The organism is Nonomuraea sp. NPDC003709 (genome assembly GCF_040610775.1).
Taxonomy (GTDB): Bacteria; Actinomycetota; Actinomycetes; order Streptosporangiales; family Streptosporangiaceae; genus Nonomuraea; species Nonomuraea angiospora_A.
Window position 1 is genome coordinate 1 of the sequence record NZ_JBEXMW010000031.1, and the last position, 14,552, is coordinate 14,552.

Annotated in this window: 17 protein-coding genes; 10 read left to right on the top strand and 7 right to left on the bottom strand. The window is 69.7% G+C overall.

Features of this window, described 5'->3' with window-relative positions; translation table 11 throughout:
* The 3 genes from ABZX61_RS55630 to ABZX61_RS55640 form a co-directional block, all read right to left on the bottom strand.
* On the bottom strand, positions 1-2,820 hold a 2,820-nt coding region (locus tag ABZX61_RS55630), incomplete at its 3' end, for a LamG-like jellyroll fold domain-containing protein (protein WP_355208755.1).
* Between the two features lie 142 nt (positions 2,821-2,962).
* Positions 2,963-3,418, bottom strand: coding sequence for an acyl-CoA thioesterase (locus ABZX61_RS55635; RefSeq protein WP_355208758.1), 456 nt, complete (start codon positions 3,416-3,418; stop codon positions 2,963-2,965).
* Positions 3,396-3,734 carry a hypothetical protein gene (locus ABZX61_RS55640; protein WP_350729606.1) on the bottom strand — a complete coding sequence of 113 codons (339 nt, stop codon included), beginning with the start codon at positions 3,732-3,734 and terminating at the stop codon, positions 3,396-3,398. The genes ABZX61_RS55635 and ABZX61_RS55640 overlap by 23 nt, the downstream gene beginning before the upstream one ends.
* Positions 3,735-3,859: 125 nt before the next feature.
* Here ABZX61_RS55640 and ABZX61_RS55645 point away from each other — a divergent pair, with 125 nt between their 5' ends.
* Genes ABZX61_RS55645 through ABZX61_RS55660 form a run of 4 tightly spaced genes read left to right on the top strand, consistent with a single transcriptional unit; the run spans position 3,860 to position 6,478 of the window.
* The gene (locus ABZX61_RS55645) at positions 3,860-4,837 is read left to right on the top strand and encodes an NAD(P)-dependent alcohol dehydrogenase (protein WP_355208761.1); all 978 of its coding nucleotides are present in this window, start codon (positions 3,860-3,862) and stop codon (positions 4,835-4,837) included.
* Positions 4,838-4,875: 38 nt separating this feature from the next.
* Positions 4,876-5,523, top strand: coding sequence for a class I SAM-dependent methyltransferase (locus ABZX61_RS55650; RefSeq protein ID WP_355208764.1), 648 nt, complete (start codon positions 4,876-4,878; stop codon positions 5,521-5,523).
* Positions 5,516-5,962 carry an NUDIX domain-containing protein gene (locus ABZX61_RS55655; RefSeq protein WP_355208766.1) on the top strand — a complete coding sequence of 149 codons (447 nt, stop codon included), beginning with the start codon at positions 5,516-5,518 and terminating at the stop codon, positions 5,960-5,962. Before ABZX61_RS55650 ends, ABZX61_RS55655 begins: the two co-directional genes overlap by 8 nt.
* 42 nt (positions 5,963-6,004) lie before the next feature.
* Positions 6,005-6,478: an HIT domain-containing protein gene (locus ABZX61_RS55660; RefSeq protein WP_355208768.1), complete on the top strand. Its 474-nt coding sequence runs from the start codon at positions 6,005-6,007 to the stop codon at positions 6,476-6,478.
* 129 nt (positions 6,479-6,607) lie between these two features.
* On the opposite strand, the gene ABZX61_RS55665 is transcribed toward ABZX61_RS55660, so the two are convergent.
* A complete protein-coding gene (locus ABZX61_RS55665) occupies positions 6,608-7,072 on the bottom strand; it encodes a hypothetical protein (RefSeq protein ID WP_350729612.1) in 465 nt (154 codons plus the stop codon).
* Positions 7,073-7,477: 405 nt separating this feature from the next.
* On the opposite strand from ABZX61_RS55665, the gene ABZX61_RS55670 reads away from it, so the two are divergent.
* From ABZX61_RS55670 to map, 3 genes are all read left to right on the top strand, one after another.
* The gene (locus tag ABZX61_RS55670; RefSeq protein WP_355208772.1) at positions 7,478-8,011 is read left to right on the top strand and encodes a PadR family transcriptional regulator; all 534 of its coding nucleotides are present in this window, start codon (positions 7,478-7,480) and stop codon (positions 8,009-8,011) included.
* Positions 8,008-8,730, top strand: coding sequence for a siderophore-interacting protein (locus tag ABZX61_RS55675; RefSeq protein ID WP_350729615.1), 723 nt, complete (start codon positions 8,008-8,010; stop codon positions 8,728-8,730). Before ABZX61_RS55670 ends, ABZX61_RS55675 begins: the two co-directional genes overlap by 4 nt.
* 73 nt (positions 8,731-8,803) lie before the next feature.
* On the top strand, positions 8,804-9,571 hold the full coding sequence (map, locus tag ABZX61_RS55680; protein WP_350729616.1) for a type I methionyl aminopeptidase: 768 nt from the start codon (positions 8,804-8,806) through the stop codon (positions 9,569-9,571).
* Here the strand turns inward: map and ABZX61_RS55685 are convergent.
* Complete coding sequence (locus tag ABZX61_RS55685; RefSeq protein ID WP_355208775.1) at positions 9,558-9,752, bottom strand: hypothetical protein; 195 nt, start codon at positions 9,750-9,752, stop codon at positions 9,558-9,560. The genes map and ABZX61_RS55685 overlap by 14 nt on opposite strands.
* 308 nt (positions 9,753-10,060) lie before the next feature.
* Between ABZX61_RS55685 and ABZX61_RS55690 the strand changes: the two genes are divergently transcribed.
* Together ABZX61_RS55690 and ABZX61_RS55695 are read left to right on the top strand one after the other, a co-directional pair.
* Positions 10,061-10,324: a hypothetical protein gene (locus ABZX61_RS55690; RefSeq protein ID WP_192787646.1), complete on the top strand. Its 264-nt coding sequence runs from the start codon at positions 10,061-10,063 to the stop codon at positions 10,322-10,324.
* A 205-nt stretch (positions 10,325-10,529) separates the two neighbouring features.
* Entirely contained in the window at positions 10,530-10,793 is a 264-nt protein-coding gene (locus tag ABZX61_RS55695; RefSeq protein WP_355208778.1) for a hypothetical protein, read from the top strand.
* Between the two features lie 247 nt (positions 10,794-11,040).
* Here ABZX61_RS55695 and ABZX61_RS55700 read toward each other — a convergent pair whose 3' ends face one another.
* On the bottom strand, positions 11,041-11,967 hold the full coding sequence (locus ABZX61_RS55700) for an adenosine deaminase (protein WP_355208780.1): 927 nt from the start codon (positions 11,965-11,967) through the stop codon (positions 11,041-11,043).
* An 88-nt stretch (positions 11,968-12,055) separates the two neighbouring features.
* Between ABZX61_RS55700 and ABZX61_RS55705 the strand changes: the two genes are divergently transcribed.
* Positions 12,056-13,213, top strand: a complete 1,158-nt coding sequence (locus tag ABZX61_RS55705; protein WP_355208783.1) for a helix-turn-helix domain-containing protein — start codon at positions 12,056-12,058, stop codon at positions 13,211-13,213.
* Here the strand turns inward: ABZX61_RS55705 and ABZX61_RS55710 are convergent.
* A complete protein-coding gene (locus ABZX61_RS55710) occupies positions 13,169-14,362 on the bottom strand; it encodes an amidohydrolase family protein (protein WP_355208785.1) in 1,194 nt (397 codons plus the stop codon). The two genes, ABZX61_RS55705 and ABZX61_RS55710, sit on opposite strands and share 45 nt — an antisense overlap.
* Positions 14,363-14,552 lie beyond the last annotated feature (190 nt).

Consider the following 14,552-nt stretch of genomic DNA (forward strand, 5'->3'; position numbering starts at 1 on the left):
CACGGTGAAGCTGGATCTGGTGCCGACGGCGGGGCCGGTGGTCTGGGCGTAGCCGTTGACGCCGTCGAGCGCGAGCGCGCCCTCCAGCCAGCCGGCCGTCCACGAGGCCCCGCCCGACAGGGTTGCGGGCGTCCCCCTGCCCGACGAGTCGGCGGCCGTCAGGCCGGACTCCTCATCCAACGTCCAGTGGCCGACCAGCGTGGCAGCGCTGTTGACCAGGTCGGCGAGCTCATCGGCGAACATGGCGCGGCCGTAGACGCGGACCTCGTCGAGGTCGCCCGCCCAGTGGTCCGCCGCTGCGCCGTTGACCTTGCCGCGGCCGATGGTGAGGGGTCCGGCCGCGTTCCACGGCGAGGTGGCGGCGACCGTGGATTCGAGCCTGCCGTTGACGTAGAGGGAGATCTGGCGGGCGGCGGAGTCGTAGACGCCGGCCAGGTGGGTCCACTCGTTCAACCGGGGAGCGGCCCCGGACAGGGCGCGCACGGTCGTCGCGTTGTCGGCGTCCGTGCCCGCCAGCACCAGCGCCCACCGGTCGTCGGTCTTGCTGTACTGCAGCGAGACCGCGCCGGTCCTGCCGCCTTCCTGGGTGAGCGCGGTGGCGGAGGCGGTCGTGCCGGTCAGGCGGGCCCAGGCGGTGACGGTGAAGTTGCGGCTGGTGTCCGTGATGGGGCCGGAGGTCTGGGCGTAGGCGTTGGCCAGCTTCAGCCCCGCGCCGGTCCTGCCGGTCGTCCACGACGTCCCGTACAGGGTGGCGGGGTGCGCGCCGGTGGCGTCGGCGGTCACGCCGCCCTGGCCCTCGTTCATGGCCCAGTGGCCGTTCGGGCCCTTGCCGCTGTTGACGTTGAAGACGTAGGTGCGGATCGGGCCGAGCTGGCCTGCGCGGTCCTTGCTGCGTACCGACAGGACGTTGGGGCCGTCGTGGCGCGGGGTGAGCGCGATCGTGGCCGTGCCGTCGGCGGCGGGCGCGACCTCGGACTTCGGCGTGGTGTCGAGCCCGTAGACGTAGGCGGCCACGTCGGTGACGCCGTTGGGATCGAACGTGAACGTGCCGGCCAGGCCGACGCCGTCGTTCCAGCCCTCCTCGGTGTACTGGGGCGAGGTCACGACCGGCTCCCTGCCGGGGGCGGTGGCGTCCACGGTGGCCTCGCACCAGGGGCTCCAGGCGCTGTTGGCCTTGCCGTCCTCTGCCCGGACGCGCCAGCGGATCAGCGCGCCGTCCGCGTACAGGCTGACCGGGATCGTCGCGTAGTAGGCGGAGCCGGACGAACCCGTCGCGGTGACGTACTCGCCGGTCTTCGTCCCGGCGGCGTTGTACCACTCGAAGCGGCCCTTGACCGAGTTGTCGGTGTCCTTGAGCTTGGCCCACAGCTTGGGGGTGGCCGTGCTGATGACCGGCCGCTCGTCACCGGAGAGGCAGGGGCCGCCCGGGTCCGACCAGGCGTCGGCGGCCACCGGGTCGGACGGGATCGAGTTGTACTCGATCACCAGGCTCGGGTTGTTCTTGAACTTCTTCCAGGCGTACACGTCGGTCTCGCTGGTGGCCCGCAGACCGATCGTGACGTTGGGCCACTTCTTGGCGGCGGCGTCCACGACCTGCGAGGTGACGTCGAACTCGACGCCGCCGGGCAGGCAGGACGAGCCCCAGCCCTTGGCCACGTTCACCGTGGAGAGCAGCCTGACCCACGAGGGCTGCTTGTTCCAGGTCGTGGCCTTGCTGATGGTGTTGGTGGCCCAGGCCTCGACCTTGCGGGCGCTGCAGGAGTACGACCACGTCTCGTACGTGCGCAGCGTGGCCTTGATGATCTGCTTGCCGTGGATGGTCGAGCCGGTGTTCATCTGGAAGAACGTGCGGTTCTTCTGCGACTCGACGTGGCCGACGCGGGCGACGTCGCTGGAGTTGAGGTAGTTGGAGTTGGGCCAGTTGCTCCAGACCGCCGTCCAGGCGTTGCGGGCGGCCGAGAAGTACGGGTCGAGATAGACGGGGAACTTGGTGTTCGGGTCCGTCATCATCTTTCTGTCGGGCTTGAGCCGCAGTTGCTTGCCCGCCAGCTCCACGCCCATCGTCGCCTCGCGCGCCTCCGGGGAGCGGCCCTCCTTGAGCGCCTGCGGGCTCGTGATGCCCTTGGAGTCCCACATCTTCGGGGTGGGCGCGGTGAAGATCGTGCCCTCGTTCTTGTCGACGGCCTCGATGTTGCCCGCCTTGTCCGACTCGACCGACAGGCCGGAGGCCGACAGCGGGAACGTCAGCTCCGTCATGCTCTCCGCGGCGGCCCGCGATTTGACCACCAGGATGTGGGAGAAGCCGTCCACGTCCGCGGTGACCTGGAGGTCCACGCCCGGCATGACCTCGGGGTAGGTGGCGGTGTCGCCGTTCAGCGTGGGCTTGGGGAGCGTGCCCTGCCAGCCGAGCTCCAGGGACTTGGCGCCGCGCGACAGCTTGGCCAGCGGGGCGTTGCCGCCGCCGGAGAACCTCAGCCCGATCGCCGTCGCGGCCGGGCTGACCGAGCCGTCGGGGTTGAGGCGGAGCGTGGTGTCGACGGGGACCCAGCCGCCCGCCTGCCGGACGCGCACCGGGCGGACGTTCAGCTCCATGGAGAGCGTGCCGTCCGGTTTGGCGAAGACCTGGCGGGTCTCCGTACGCATCGATTCGATCTCCACCGGCCGGCCGGCGCTCCGAGCGGCCGCGACCGCGGCCTCCTCGGCCTTCGGCGGCTCCTGAACGGCCTTCGGTGGCTCCGGCACCTCGTCGGCCTGGGCGGCGACCGCCGGAGAGATGGTTAAGATCAGCGCCGCCGTGAGCAGCCCATGCACTACCCGCATACGTCATCGCCCGTGTTGAACAGGGGTTACGCGCGGAACAAGAGCTGCCCGGCGTCTCCACGATCTTCGGATGGACGATCGGATTTTCACCCGCCCCAGAACCGGGAGTCCAGGGTTTTGTTCATTCTGCTCGAAGATTTCTTCAGGGGCCGAATTTGCGTGTGAGGCCGAGGAGCTCGGGTTTGGCGGCTCTTGTGTGCCACTCGCGGTCGGGATCGGGCACCAGTCGGCGGGTCTTCAGGTCGAGCAGGCCGCTCACGTGGCTCACCTCGGCCGCCACGGTGCCGTCCACGCGCCGCAGGAGATGGTGCACCCGGTAGGTCTTCCCGCCGCTCCACTCCCAGTCGCAGGTGACGTCCACCTCGTCACCGCCGCGCAGCTCGCGGTGGTATTTGATGACGGTCTCGAGGTTGACGGGGCCGAGGCCGCTGTCGAGCAGTTCCTCGACCGACACCCCGGCGGCCCGGACGCAGGCGAAGCGGGCGTGGTCGGCGTACTGGATGTAGAAGCCGCCGTTGAGGTGGAGTTGCGGGTCGATCTCGTAGATGCGGACCTCGAGGCGGACGCTGAAGGGCTCAGTCACGGGGCTGTGCGTCATCGGGGGCTCCTTGTTCGGCCAGCCAGTGCAGCGAACGTTCGGTGAGATAGCGGCGACCGTCCTCGCGGACCTCCAGCCAGTCGCCGCGGGCCCAGCCGCCGGCGGCCTGGGGGGAGAAGCCGTGCTTGCGGAACAACGCGCTGGCTTCAGCCCTGGTCAGGCCATCGCGCCCCCATTCGGCGATGAGCGCTCGATGCCGGCTGTCTGCTGGGGGTTGAGCCGGATCGGCCGAGATCGCATCCGCCAGCGCCGCGAATCCGGCGCTGATCTGGCGTAGCGCCGCGGCTATCTGATCTTTCTGCGGCCATGGCTCCATGTCCATAGGTTAGCAATTGCTACCGATTGGTGAGCATTGTCGATGGCGATCGGCGAGTGTTACCGTCTTTCATGTGTAAGAAAAATATTACACATGACCAAAGACTCTGACCAGGGAGCATCGCCATGAAGGCTGTCCGCTACCACTCCTACGGCTCGCCCGACGTCATCAAGCTCCTGGACGTCGACAAACCCGCGATCGGCGACGATGACGTGCTGATCCGCGTCCGGGCGGCCTCCGTCAACGCGGGGGACTGGCACCTCCTGCGCGGCCTGCCCTACATCTTCAGGGCGCAGGCCGGGCTGACCCGCCCCAAGGCCCACCTGCTGGGCGGCGACCTGGCCGGGGAGGTCGTGGCGGCCGGCAGGAGCGTCACCGCGCTGCGGCCCGGCGATGAGGTGTACGGCTTCTGCCGTGGCGCGTTCGCCGAGTACGTGGCCGTTCCGGCGGAGGGGTTCGTGGTGCGGAAGCCCGCCGGGCTGACGTTCGAGGAGGCGGCGGCCGTGCCGGTGGCGGCCGTCACCGCGTTACAGGCTCTCCGTGACAAGGCGCAGGTCAGGGCCGGGCACAAGGTGCTGGTCAACGGCGCGGGGGGCGGGGTGGGGCCGTTCGCGGTGCAGATCGCCAAGGCCCTGGGCGCGGAGGTGACCGGCGTGTGCGGGCCCGGGAACGTGGAGATCGTACGCTCGATCGGGGCCGATCACGTCGTCGACTACACCAAGGAGGACTTCACGCGCAGCGGCGAGCGCTACGACGTCATCCTCGACAACGTGGCCAACCGCTCCCTGGCGGACTGCCGGCGCGTGCTCGCCCCTCAGGGGATCTATCTGCACAACAGCGGCGACAAGGGCGGGCGCTGGGTGGGGGTCATGACCCGCATCATCCACGTGATGGTGTCGTCCCTGTTCGTACGGCAGAGCCTGCTCGCCGGATACGTGGCCGACGAGAACACGGACGATCTCGTGGCCCTGCGCGACCTGCTCGAAGCGGGGAAGATCAGGCCGGTCATCGACCGGACGCACCCGCTGAGCGAGGTTCCCGAGGCGATCGGCTACATCGAGCGCGGCCACGCCCGGGGCAAGGTCGTCATCACCATGGCATGACGGCGGGATTGTCGGTGGCGGTTGAAAGGATCGGGCCCATGTCCGATCTCACCTCCGCGATCACCGGCTACTGGGACGCCGCCGCCCCCACCTTCGACGAGGAGCCGGACCACGGCCTGCGAGCCGACCGCACGCGTGCCGCCTGGGACCGCCGCCTGCGCGCCTGGGCCCCGCCCCACCCGGCCGACGTCCTCGACGTCGGCTGCGGCACCGGGTCCCTGTCCATGCTGCTGGCCGCGGCCGGGCACCGGGTGACCGGCGTGGACGTGGCGCCACGGATGATCGAGCAGGCCCGCGCCAAGCTGTCGTCCGCCGGGCTCGCGGGGCGGTTCCTGGTCGGCGACGCCGCCGCCCCGCCCACCGGCGACGACCGCTTTGACGTGGTGCTCTGCCGGCACCTGGTGTGGACCCTGCCCGACCCCGAGGCGGCGCTGCGCGAGTGGGCCGGCCGCCTGCGCCCGTCCGGCAGGCTCGTGCTCGTGGAGGGACGTTGGCGGGAGACCGGGCAACCCTATGTGGAGGGAGCCGGATCGCTGCCCTGGAACGGCGGTCTCGCCGCCGCTGACCTGGCCGCCGCCGTCCGCCCGCTGGTCGCCGACCTGCGCGTCGAGCCGCTCGGCGACGACACCGACCTTTGGGGCGGTCCCGTGCACGACGAGCGCTATGCGATCATCGCCCATGCCTGACAGAACGATCCGCGACACGGCCCTCTGTTACATCGTCCGCAATGACAAGCTGCTCGTGTTCCGCCACGTCGACCACAGCCCCGAGGAAGTGGGCGTGCAGGTGCCTGCGGGGGGCATCAGGGCAGGGGAGGACCCTCGGGACGCGGCGCTCAGGGAGGCGCGGGAGGAGACCGGGCTCCACGATTTCACCGTCGTGCGGAAACTCGGCGTGGCGGAGTATGACATAACCCCCTACCGCGCCGAGCTCCAGCGCCGCCACATCTTCCAGCTGGCCCTGCACGAAGAGACCCCGGATCGGTGGGCGAGCAGCGAGGACCATGACGGGAACGAGCCGCCCACGCGGTTCGAGTGCTTCTGGATCCCGCTGGAGCACGGCCACGTGCTGCAATCCGGCCAGGGGGCGCTCCTCCACCGCCTGTTCGAGCAGGACGCCGGATAATCGGTTGAGCGGGTTCCGGGCGGGCTGCGAGCATCGTGATCCGTGACGGACACCGAGGCCGGGCGCGATGCCGACGGCATGAGCGGCGGCACGTGCGTCTTCTGCCGGATCGTCGAAGGCACCGAGCCCTCACAGACGATCCACGAGGACGACCACACGATCGCTTTCCTCAACCTCGCCCAGGCCACCAAGGGGCACACGCTCGTCGTGCCGAGAGCGCATCACCGGGATCTGACGGACATCCCGCTCGACGAGGCGGCCCACGTCATGCGGGTTACTGTGGAGGTGGGGCGCCGGCTCACGGGGGCGCTGGGGGCGAAGGGGGTCAATCTGTGGCACGCGAGCGGTGAGACCGCCTGGCAGAGCGTCTTCCATTTCCACATTCACGTGGTCCCGCGCTACACGGACACGGATCTCACGCCTCCGTGGACGGAGATCGAGCATCCGGTCGAGTCGCTGCGGGGGTTGGGGGCGGAGATCCGCCGGTTCCGGTCAGCGCCCCGCCGCCTCTCCTGAAGCGGCGGGGCACTCACCCGTCAATCAGTTCTCGCCGAACTTCCCGGCCCCGGCGTCGTACCTGTCCATGCCATCGCCCACGCCGGCCAGGTCGATGCCCCCGTTGCCGGAAAGCAGGTCGTCGCCCGACTACATCTCGATCACGTTGCCGGAGCCGCCGATGGTGGCGGCCCCGTTCCCCGAGATGAGGTTGTCCCGCCCCGGCGCCAGGTTTGCCCGCATCGGCAGGCGCGTACGGTTCCGCAGCGTGTCGTCGCCCGGCCCGGTGACCGCCACGATCGACTCGATCTCGTCGGCCGGGCAGGCCACCCGGTTGGCGCTCTCCCGCCTGCACGGCGCGGACGCTTCGATCCTGTCGCCGGCGTTCGAAACGATCACCCAGCGGCCGGACAGGGACAGGTCGATGTTGTCGGACGCGTCGCCCCCGTAGACGTACAGTTCCGAACCGGACACGCTCACGTCGGTCGTGGCGTGCGCCGGCCCGGCGACGGCCAGCAGCGAGGCGGCCAGCGTGCCTCCCACGGCGAGCGCCCGCACGCCGTGTGCGCGCAGAGCGCTGATCCGCGGCCGCTTGCCGTTCCCCCGTGTACTCATCAATTCCCCCTGTGTTGGATGGCTCGCCCCGCGTGTCCGGGACCTTGGATGAGTACGGCGCCACGACGGCCGCGCTCCTGTGACGAAGCGGAGACACGTTCTGTGGTTTTGCCATGTTCGCCGAGGAGCCGGGCATAGGACAGGCCATAGCCTTGTTTTCAGGCGTCCGTCATAGCGAGCGTGGACGGAAGAGGGGCGTACGGTGCGCACACGCCCTCCGGCAACAAACGACTCCACACCTTCCACAACAGCACCGTTAGCCTCCATACCCCCGACAGCGGCATCACCAACCGCCACCACAATCTCCCAAGAAGAGCCTTGTCCTGCGGCTTTACCGGGTGGCCGGGCCGCGATGGGGTCGATCGACAGTTGCTTAGCTATATCGTTCGATATAGCATCCGAGCCATGATGCACGCGCGTCGCGGCCCCGAGCGGGGCCCCACCGGGCGCTTCTTCGGTCCTGGCGAGCTTCGCCTCGCCATCCTGGCCCTGATCGTCGAGCAGCCCGGTCACGGTTACGAGGTCATGGGCCGCCTCGCCGACCGCTTCAACGGCACCTACGAGCCCAGCGCCGGCTCCATCTACCCCACCCTCCAGCTGCTCGAGGACGAAGGACTCGTACGCGTCGAGCAGACGGACGGCCGCAAGGTCTACCACGTGACCGAGGACGGCAGGCGGGCGGCCGAGGAGCAGGCCGACGTGATCGAGCGGCTGTGGGGGCGGGCGGCCAGCAGGGGCGAGTGGGGGATGTTCCGCGAGCCCGAGGCCGCCGAGATCGTCGGGCCGGCGTTGCGCCTGGTCAAAGCCGCCGTGAAGGCGCTGGCCCACGCGCACGGCGACCCGGCCGTGGTCGAGCGCATCCAGGAGGTCTTCGTGGAGGCCCGCCGCAGGATCGAGGAGCTGGACACCAGGAGACGGCCATGGAAGGAGGCGCCATGAGGCGGAGCGTCGCACGACGGTTACTCGACCGGATGTTCCTCACCGGCGAGGTGGTCGAGGTCGAGGAGGTGACCGCCCGCATGCGGCGGGTCAGGATCGGGGGAGAGGCGCTCGCCGGCCTGGAATGGACGCCCGGCCAGCACGTACGCCTCTTCATCGGCGACGGCGGCGGCCTGCTGGGCGGCGTCCTGCGCACCTACTCGATCTGGCGGCACGACCCGGCCTGGGAGGCCCTCGACCTGATCGGCTACGACCACGGCGGCGACTCGCCGGGCGCCTCCTGGATCAGGACCGCCGAGCCCGGCATGGAGATCTCCTTCACCAGGCCGGACGGCAGTTTCGTCACGCAGGAAGCCCGTTACCACCTGTTCGCGGGCGAGGAGACGGCCTCGGTGGCGTTCGGCGCGATGTTGCGGGCGCTCCCGGAGGGCGTCGCGGCCTACGGCGCGGTGGAGGCCGAGGGGCCGGGCGACCATCTGGAGCTGCCCAAGGAGCTGGTCAAGGTGTGCCGGGGCGGCAAGCCGGCGGCCAGGTCGGAGGTCCTGGTCAACGCCGTCAGGGAGCTTGACCTGCCGGACGGGCCCGGCGTGGCCTACCTGGCCGGGGAGGCGCGCACGATCCAGGCCATCCGTGCCCATCTGGTCAACGAGCGCGGCTGGCAGCGCAGGGACGTCCGTACGAAGCCCTTCTGGACGCCCGGCAGAAAGGGGCTCGACTAGAGCGGTGCGACAGGCCCTCGTAGCGTGATAGTAATACCGGTATAGTTATTGGTAACGCATGCGAGGAGGGGCCGTGATCGAGCTGAAGAGTGCCGGAGAGATCGCCGCGATGCGGGAGGCGGGGCGGGTCGTCGCCGCCGTCCACGCCGCGGTGCGCGAGCGGGCCGCCGTCGGCGTCTCGCTGAAGGCGCTCGACGAGGTGGCCCGGACGGTCATCGAGGAGGCGAAGGCGGGAGCGTCGTTCCTCGGCTACCACCCGTCGTTCGGCGCGACCCCGTACCCGGGGGTGATCTGCACGTCCGTGAACGGGGTCATGCTGCACGGCCTGCCGAGCCCGTACCGGCTGCGTGACGGCGACCTGATCAGCGTCGACTGCGGCGCGTTCGTGGACGGGTGGCACGCCGACGGCACGGTCAGCTTCGCGGTCGGCGAGCAGCGCGCGGAGGACCTCAAGCTCATCAGGGTCGCCGAGGAGACGCTGGCCGCCGGCATCGAGGCGGCCGTGCCCGGCGGCCGGATGGGAGACATCGGCCACGCCATGTCCACGGTCGGGCGCGGCGCGGGATATGGCATGCAGAACGACTTCGGCGGCCACGGCATCGGGCGGGCCATGCACGAGTCGCCGTTCGTGCCCAACGAGGCCCGCGCGGGGCGCGGGATGCGACTGCGGCCCGGCCTGGTGATCGCGATCGAGCCGAGCCTGATGGCCGGGGGCGACGACGAGTACTACATGTCCGAGGACGGCTGGTCGGTGTGCTCGGGAGACGGCAGCAGGAGCGTGCACGTCGAGCACACGGTCGCCATCACCGCTGACGGCCCGGTCATCCTTACCGTGCCGTAGGCCCCCGCATCCCGAACGGGGCGAGCCGGTCGCGGATCCGGCGGGCGGGCTCATGCGGCACTTGACGCACCAGCGGCGCGAGCACCAGCGAGAAGTGCCGCGCCAACGAACGTGATCCCTGGGAGCCGAACACCGGCGACGCGTGGCAGAACACCAGCCCGACCAGCACCAGAGCACGCATCACGTCGAGTTCGGGGCGGTCGGAAGGGGCGGGTCGTTACGCATGGTCATGATCACCGCCCGTATGTACCAGTCTGAGGCCCCGAATGCGCCCGCGCCAAGGTCTGTGGCGAGGTGGGAAAAGGTACAGGAGTCACCACGGGGAAGCACTGCCACGTCAAGATCGACGATCTACATATCGGTTCGGCCATGCGCGCCATTTCGCCAGGTCAAGAGCGAAATTGTGGGCGTTTGTCGAAGTTGGGGGCCGGGGACATTCACTCTCGGCAGCTACGGAGAGTAGTGGACATGTACCAGAGAGGAATCGATATGTACAGACATGGGCTCGTTCTGGCCGGCCTCGTCGCCGGGATGGCTGTGTTCGGCGGCTCCGCGTTCGCGGCCACCACCGGCTTTCCGAAGGACCACGACGACAACAGGAAGATCCTGTTCGTCTGTGGCGACGACAACTACATCGCCGGTGGCGACATCAACAAGAACGAGAACAAGCTGCTGAACATCGAGACCGGCGACATCCTCGGCATCCTCAGCGCCCACAGCGAGGACGACAACCGGAAGTGCACGCTCGCTTAAGCAGTCTCCTCAGCGGTTGAGAAACGTAACCACGGGGCCCGCCTGTCAGGCCGGGCCCCTTGGTCTTGCTCAACCACTCGTCTGTGAGAGAAGCGCCCGCAGGGTCAAAAGTGAAAATTGTGGGCGTTTGTCGCAGTCGAGCGTCGGGGACATCTCCCTCCGACAGCTACGGAGAGTAGTTGAAATGCATCAGAGAGGAATCGACATGTACAGACATGGACTCGTTCTGGCCGGCCTCGTCGCCGGGATGGCCGTGTTCGGCGGCTCCGCGTTCGCGGCCACCACCGGTTTCCCGAAGGACCACGACGACAACAGGAAGATCCTGTTCGTCTGTGGCGACGACAACCTCATCGCCGGCGGCGACATCAACACGAACGAGAACAGCCTGCTGAGCGTCAAGACCGGCGACATCCTCGACATCCTCAGCCGTCACGACGAGAACGACAACCGGAAGTGCACGCTCGCCTAAGTAGTCTCTTCGGCGGTTGAGAAACGTGACCACGGGGCCCGCCCGCAGGGTCGGGCCTCACGGTCTCGCCCAGTCTCGTCTGTGAGAGAGGCCTCGCGCAGGTGGTCGGCCCGCACTTCGAATCCGCGTCCGTCACCCTACGCAGGGCCACTCGGAGGCGGTGGTTGCGAACACCGCGCCAGAACAGCGATGCCGCTACCGGACCTGCTCCTCGGCGGCCGATGCCGAGGGGCAGGTCCCCGTAGTCTCACCCTTCGTACGCGAACGACGCGTCGAAGGAGTTGCGGGCGATCCGGTCGAGCTGCTCGTCCGTCATCCCCAGCTCCCGCTGGAGCGCCGCGTAGTTGTCCTCGACGTAACCGCCGAAGTACGCGGGGTCGTCCGAGTTGACGGTCACGACGAGCCCTTCGTCCAGCATCGCGGGCAGGATGTGGTCACGCAGGGACGGCACGGCGCGCAGCCGTACGTTCGACAGCGGGCACACCGTCAGCGGGATCCGCTCGTCCCTGAGCCTGGCCACGAGCTGCGGGTCCTCCATGGCCCTGATCCCGTGGTCCACCCGCTCGACGCGCAGGATGTCCAGCGCCTCCCACACGTAGTCGGGACCGCCCTCCTCGCCCGCGTGCGCCACCCGGTGCAGCCCTTCGGCGGCCGCGATCTCGAAGACCCGCCTGAACAGCGACGGCGGGTAGCCCACCTCCGCCGAGTCCAGCCCCACCCCGATGAACGACTCCCGGTACGGCAGCGCCGCCCGCAGCACCTGCTCGGCCTCGTCCGCCCCCTGGTCACGCAGGAAACACAGGATCAGCGCGGCCGACACGCCGCCGTCCTTCAGGGCCGCCGACAGCCCGCCGAACACCACCTCCAGCGGCACACCCCGGCTCAGGTGCGCCTGCGGGTCGAAGAAGATCTCCGCGTGCCGCACGCCCTGCTCCTTGGCCCGTCGCAGGTAGGCGGCGGCGAGGTCGTAGAAGTCCTCCTCGGTGCGCAGGACCGCCATGTGCTCGTAGTAGAGGTCCAGGAAGGACTGCAGGTCGGTGAAGGAGTAGCGGGAGCGGATGGCGTCCACGTCGAAGGTCGGCAGGTCGATCCGGTTACGCCGGGCCAGCTCGACGACGAGCTCTGGCTCGAGGGTGCCTTCGATGTGCAGATGGAGCTCTGCTTTGGGACGCATGACCACGAGTAAACCCGACACCGCGAGGTCGGAGTATCGTGCGAACCTCTGAACTCTTGGGTTTTGAGCTGGCATAACATCAGATTTCATGAGGCTGTCGGACCTGCTCGCGCGCGACGACCTGCGGCTGACGCTTGTGACGGGTCACGAGGAGGTCGACCGCGAGATCCGGCGCGCGTACCCGACGGACCTGCCCGACCCCCGACGCTACCTGCAGTCCGGCGACCTCGTGCTCACCAGCGGCGTCTGGTACGGCGAGCCGGCCGACTGCGAGCGGTTCGCCGACGCGCTGTGGACCACCGACGCCGCCGGCCTGGTCGTGGGGCTGATCGTGCTGGGAGAGCTGCCCGAGGAGCTGGTCAAGGCGTGCGAACGGCGCCGGCTGCCGCTGCTCCTGGCCGCTCCCGACCAGTCGTTCGGCGTGATCACGCAGGTCGTGACGGCCGAGGGGTTCGCGGCCGAGCAGCGCAGGGCCGAACGGGTGAGGGCGCAGACGCTGCTCGACGTGCTGGGTCACATCCCGCCGGGCGAGGTCTCCGCGCACCTGCGACTGCTCGGCGCCGACCCTGGCCTGCCGACCGCCGCCATGGCGGTCACGCGGACGGGACCGGTGAATGACGACTACGACCTGCCCGAGGTCCTGCACGAGGGCCTGGCCAGGAGGGGCCGGCACCTGATCGTCGGCGGCACCTCGCAGGAGGCGATCGTGCTGGTCAACGGCCGGGCGTCGCGCAAGAGCCTGGCCGACGAGCTGCGCGGCCTGGTGGCGGAGCGCCCCGGGCTGAGCATCGCCGCCGGGATCAGCGAGATGGCGGCCAGCGTGTCGCAGCTCGGCGAGGCGCTGGAGACGGCCAGACGGGGCATGGAGTCCGCGCGGGGCGGCCCGGGGCCGGTGTCGATCATGTCGGTGGCCGACATCGACAGCTTCGACCTGCTGATGGCCGCGCTGCCGGCCAGCGTGCGCCGGTCCTTCCGCGATCACCTGCTGGGGCCGGTGGAGGAGTACGACGCGCGGCACGGCTCCGAGCTGCTGCGCACGCTCGACATCTTCCTGGAGACGTGCGGTTCCTGGCAGCGCACCGCCGACGAGCTGTACGTGCACGTCAACACGTTGCGCTACCGCATGCAGCGGATCGAGGAGCTGACCGGGCGGCGCATGTCGTCGATGCGCGACCGTACCGACCTCTACCTGGCGCTGCGGTCAGGGAGAGACGGGCAGGCGGCCCGCGACGACGCGGCCCCGTGAGACCACGGCCACGATGTTCTCCGTGGCCAGGTCCTCGATGCGCTCCCACGGACGCCCGCGCAGCACGACGAAGTCGGCGCCCAGCCCCGGCGCGATCCGCCCCACGGGCATGCCGATCGAGTCGGCCGCGTCGGAGGTGGCCGCCCGCAGCGCGGACTCGGCGTCCATGCCGAGCACCCGCGTCATGTGGACGACCTCGGCGAACTGGTCGCCGAACTGCACGTGGTGGCCGTTGGCGTCGGTGCCGAGCACGAACCGCACGCCCAGCGCGGCGGCCTGGGCCAGCAGCACGTCGCGCCGGGCGATCAGCTCGGCGGCCTTGGCGCTGGCCTCGGGCGTGACGGGGACGCGGCCCTCGGCGATGGCCTCGTTGATCAGCAGCGTCGGCGCGACGGGCGTGCCCCGGGCGGCCAGCGTCTCGGCCAGGTCCTTGCTCATGAGCGTGCCGTGCTCGATCGAGTCGACACCCTCCTCGACGGCCACGCGGATGCCGTCCTCGGAGTGGGCGTGCGAGGCCACCAGCATGCCGAGCGCGTGCGCCTCGTCGACGACCGCCCTGATCTCGTCGCGGGTGTAGTTGCGCCAGGCGTTCTTGTCGCCGATCGACAGCACGCCGCCGCTGGTCGTGAGCTTGATGCCGTCCATGCCGGCGCGGGCCCAGGCGCGTACGAGCTTGCGGCACTCGTCGGGGCCGTCCGCCGTGGGCTTGCGCACGGGGAACGCGGGCGGCACGAACAGGTCGTTGTGCCCGGCCGTCATCCCCACCACGCCGTGCACCTGGACGCGCGGCCCGGGCAGCACCCCGGCGTCGAACACCCGGCGCAGCGCGATCTGAGCCTCGTCGCCCGCCAGGTCGCGCAGGGTCGTCACGCCGTGCCGCATGGCCCGCTGGGCGTGGGCGGCGCCGTGCAGCACCTGCTCGTCCCGGGTGGTCACCAGCGGCCAGGTCGCGAAGTCCGGCGGGTCGCCTGGGCCCGCGTAGCCGACCAGGTGCACGTGCGTGTCGACCAGGCCGGGGAGCACGCACAGACCGTCGTGGCCGGGCACGACGTCCGGCTGCACGCTGATGATCCGGTCCGGCTCCCAGCTCAGATCGACTGGGCCGCGATATTCGGTACCGTCCCAAAGGGGGATTCCGTCGAGTCTCATTTCAGGCTCGACGCTACCGGAGCCGCCGGGTGGCTGGAGGGATCTACGGTCCTCGGATGGTGCTCTCGTAGGGACCTACAGGGCTCGCCAGCGGTTTTCCCGCGTTCTCCCTGCGTGACGGCTTCCGGTGCCCGGGCGTCCAAAACCACCGTCACACGATGGTAATAATCAATGGATACCGTCCTGACCT

Bases quoted from the DNA above. Each gene is read 5' to 3' on its own strand.
- ABZX61_RS55675 (WP_350729615.1), top strand. From the start codon at position 8,008: ATGAGGCGGAGCGTCGCACGACGGTTACTCGACCGGATGTTCCTCACC.
- ABZX61_RS55635 (WP_355208758.1), bottom strand. From the start codon at position 3,418: ATGACGCACAGCCCCGTGACTGAGCCCTTCAGCGTCCGCCTCGAGGTC.
- ABZX61_RS55710 (WP_355208785.1), bottom strand. From the start codon at position 14,362: ATGAGACTCGACGGAATCCCCCTTTGGGACGGTACCGAATATCGCGGC.
- ABZX61_RS55670 (WP_355208772.1), top strand. From the start codon at position 7,478: ATGATGCACGCGCGTCGCGGCCCCGAGCGGGGCCCCACCGGGCGCTTC.
- ABZX61_RS55645 (WP_355208761.1), top strand. From the start codon at position 3,860: ATGAAGGCTGTCCGCTACCACTCCTACGGCTCGCCCGACGTCATCAAG.
- ABZX61_RS55695 (WP_355208778.1), top strand. From the start codon at position 10,530: ATGTACAGACATGGACTCGTTCTGGCCGGCCTCGTCGCCGGGATGGCC.
- ABZX61_RS55700 (WP_355208780.1), bottom strand. From the start codon at position 11,967: ATGCGTCCCAAAGCAGAGCTCCATCTGCACATCGAAGGCACCCTCGAG.
- ABZX61_RS55685 (WP_355208775.1), bottom strand. From the start codon at position 9,752: ATGCGTGCTCTGGTGCTGGTCGGGCTGGTGTTCTGCCACGCGTCGCCG.
- ABZX61_RS55705 (WP_355208783.1), top strand. From the start codon at position 12,056: ATGAGGCTGTCGGACCTGCTCGCGCGCGACGACCTGCGGCTGACGCTT.
- ABZX61_RS55655 (WP_355208766.1), top strand. From the start codon at position 5,516: ATGCCTGACAGAACGATCCGCGACACGGCCCTCTGTTACATCGTCCGC.
- ABZX61_RS55640 (WP_350729606.1), bottom strand. From the start codon at position 3,734: ATGGAGCCATGGCCGCAGAAAGATCAGATAGCCGCGGCGCTACGCCAG.
- ABZX61_RS55690 (WP_192787646.1), top strand. From the start codon at position 10,061: ATGTACAGACATGGGCTCGTTCTGGCCGGCCTCGTCGCCGGGATGGCT.
- ABZX61_RS55665 (WP_350729612.1), bottom strand. From the start codon at position 7,072: ATGAGTACACGGGGGAACGGCAAGCGGCCGCGGATCAGCGCTCTGCGC.
- ABZX61_RS55650 (WP_355208764.1), top strand. From the start codon at position 4,876: ATGTCCGATCTCACCTCCGCGATCACCGGCTACTGGGACGCCGCCGCC.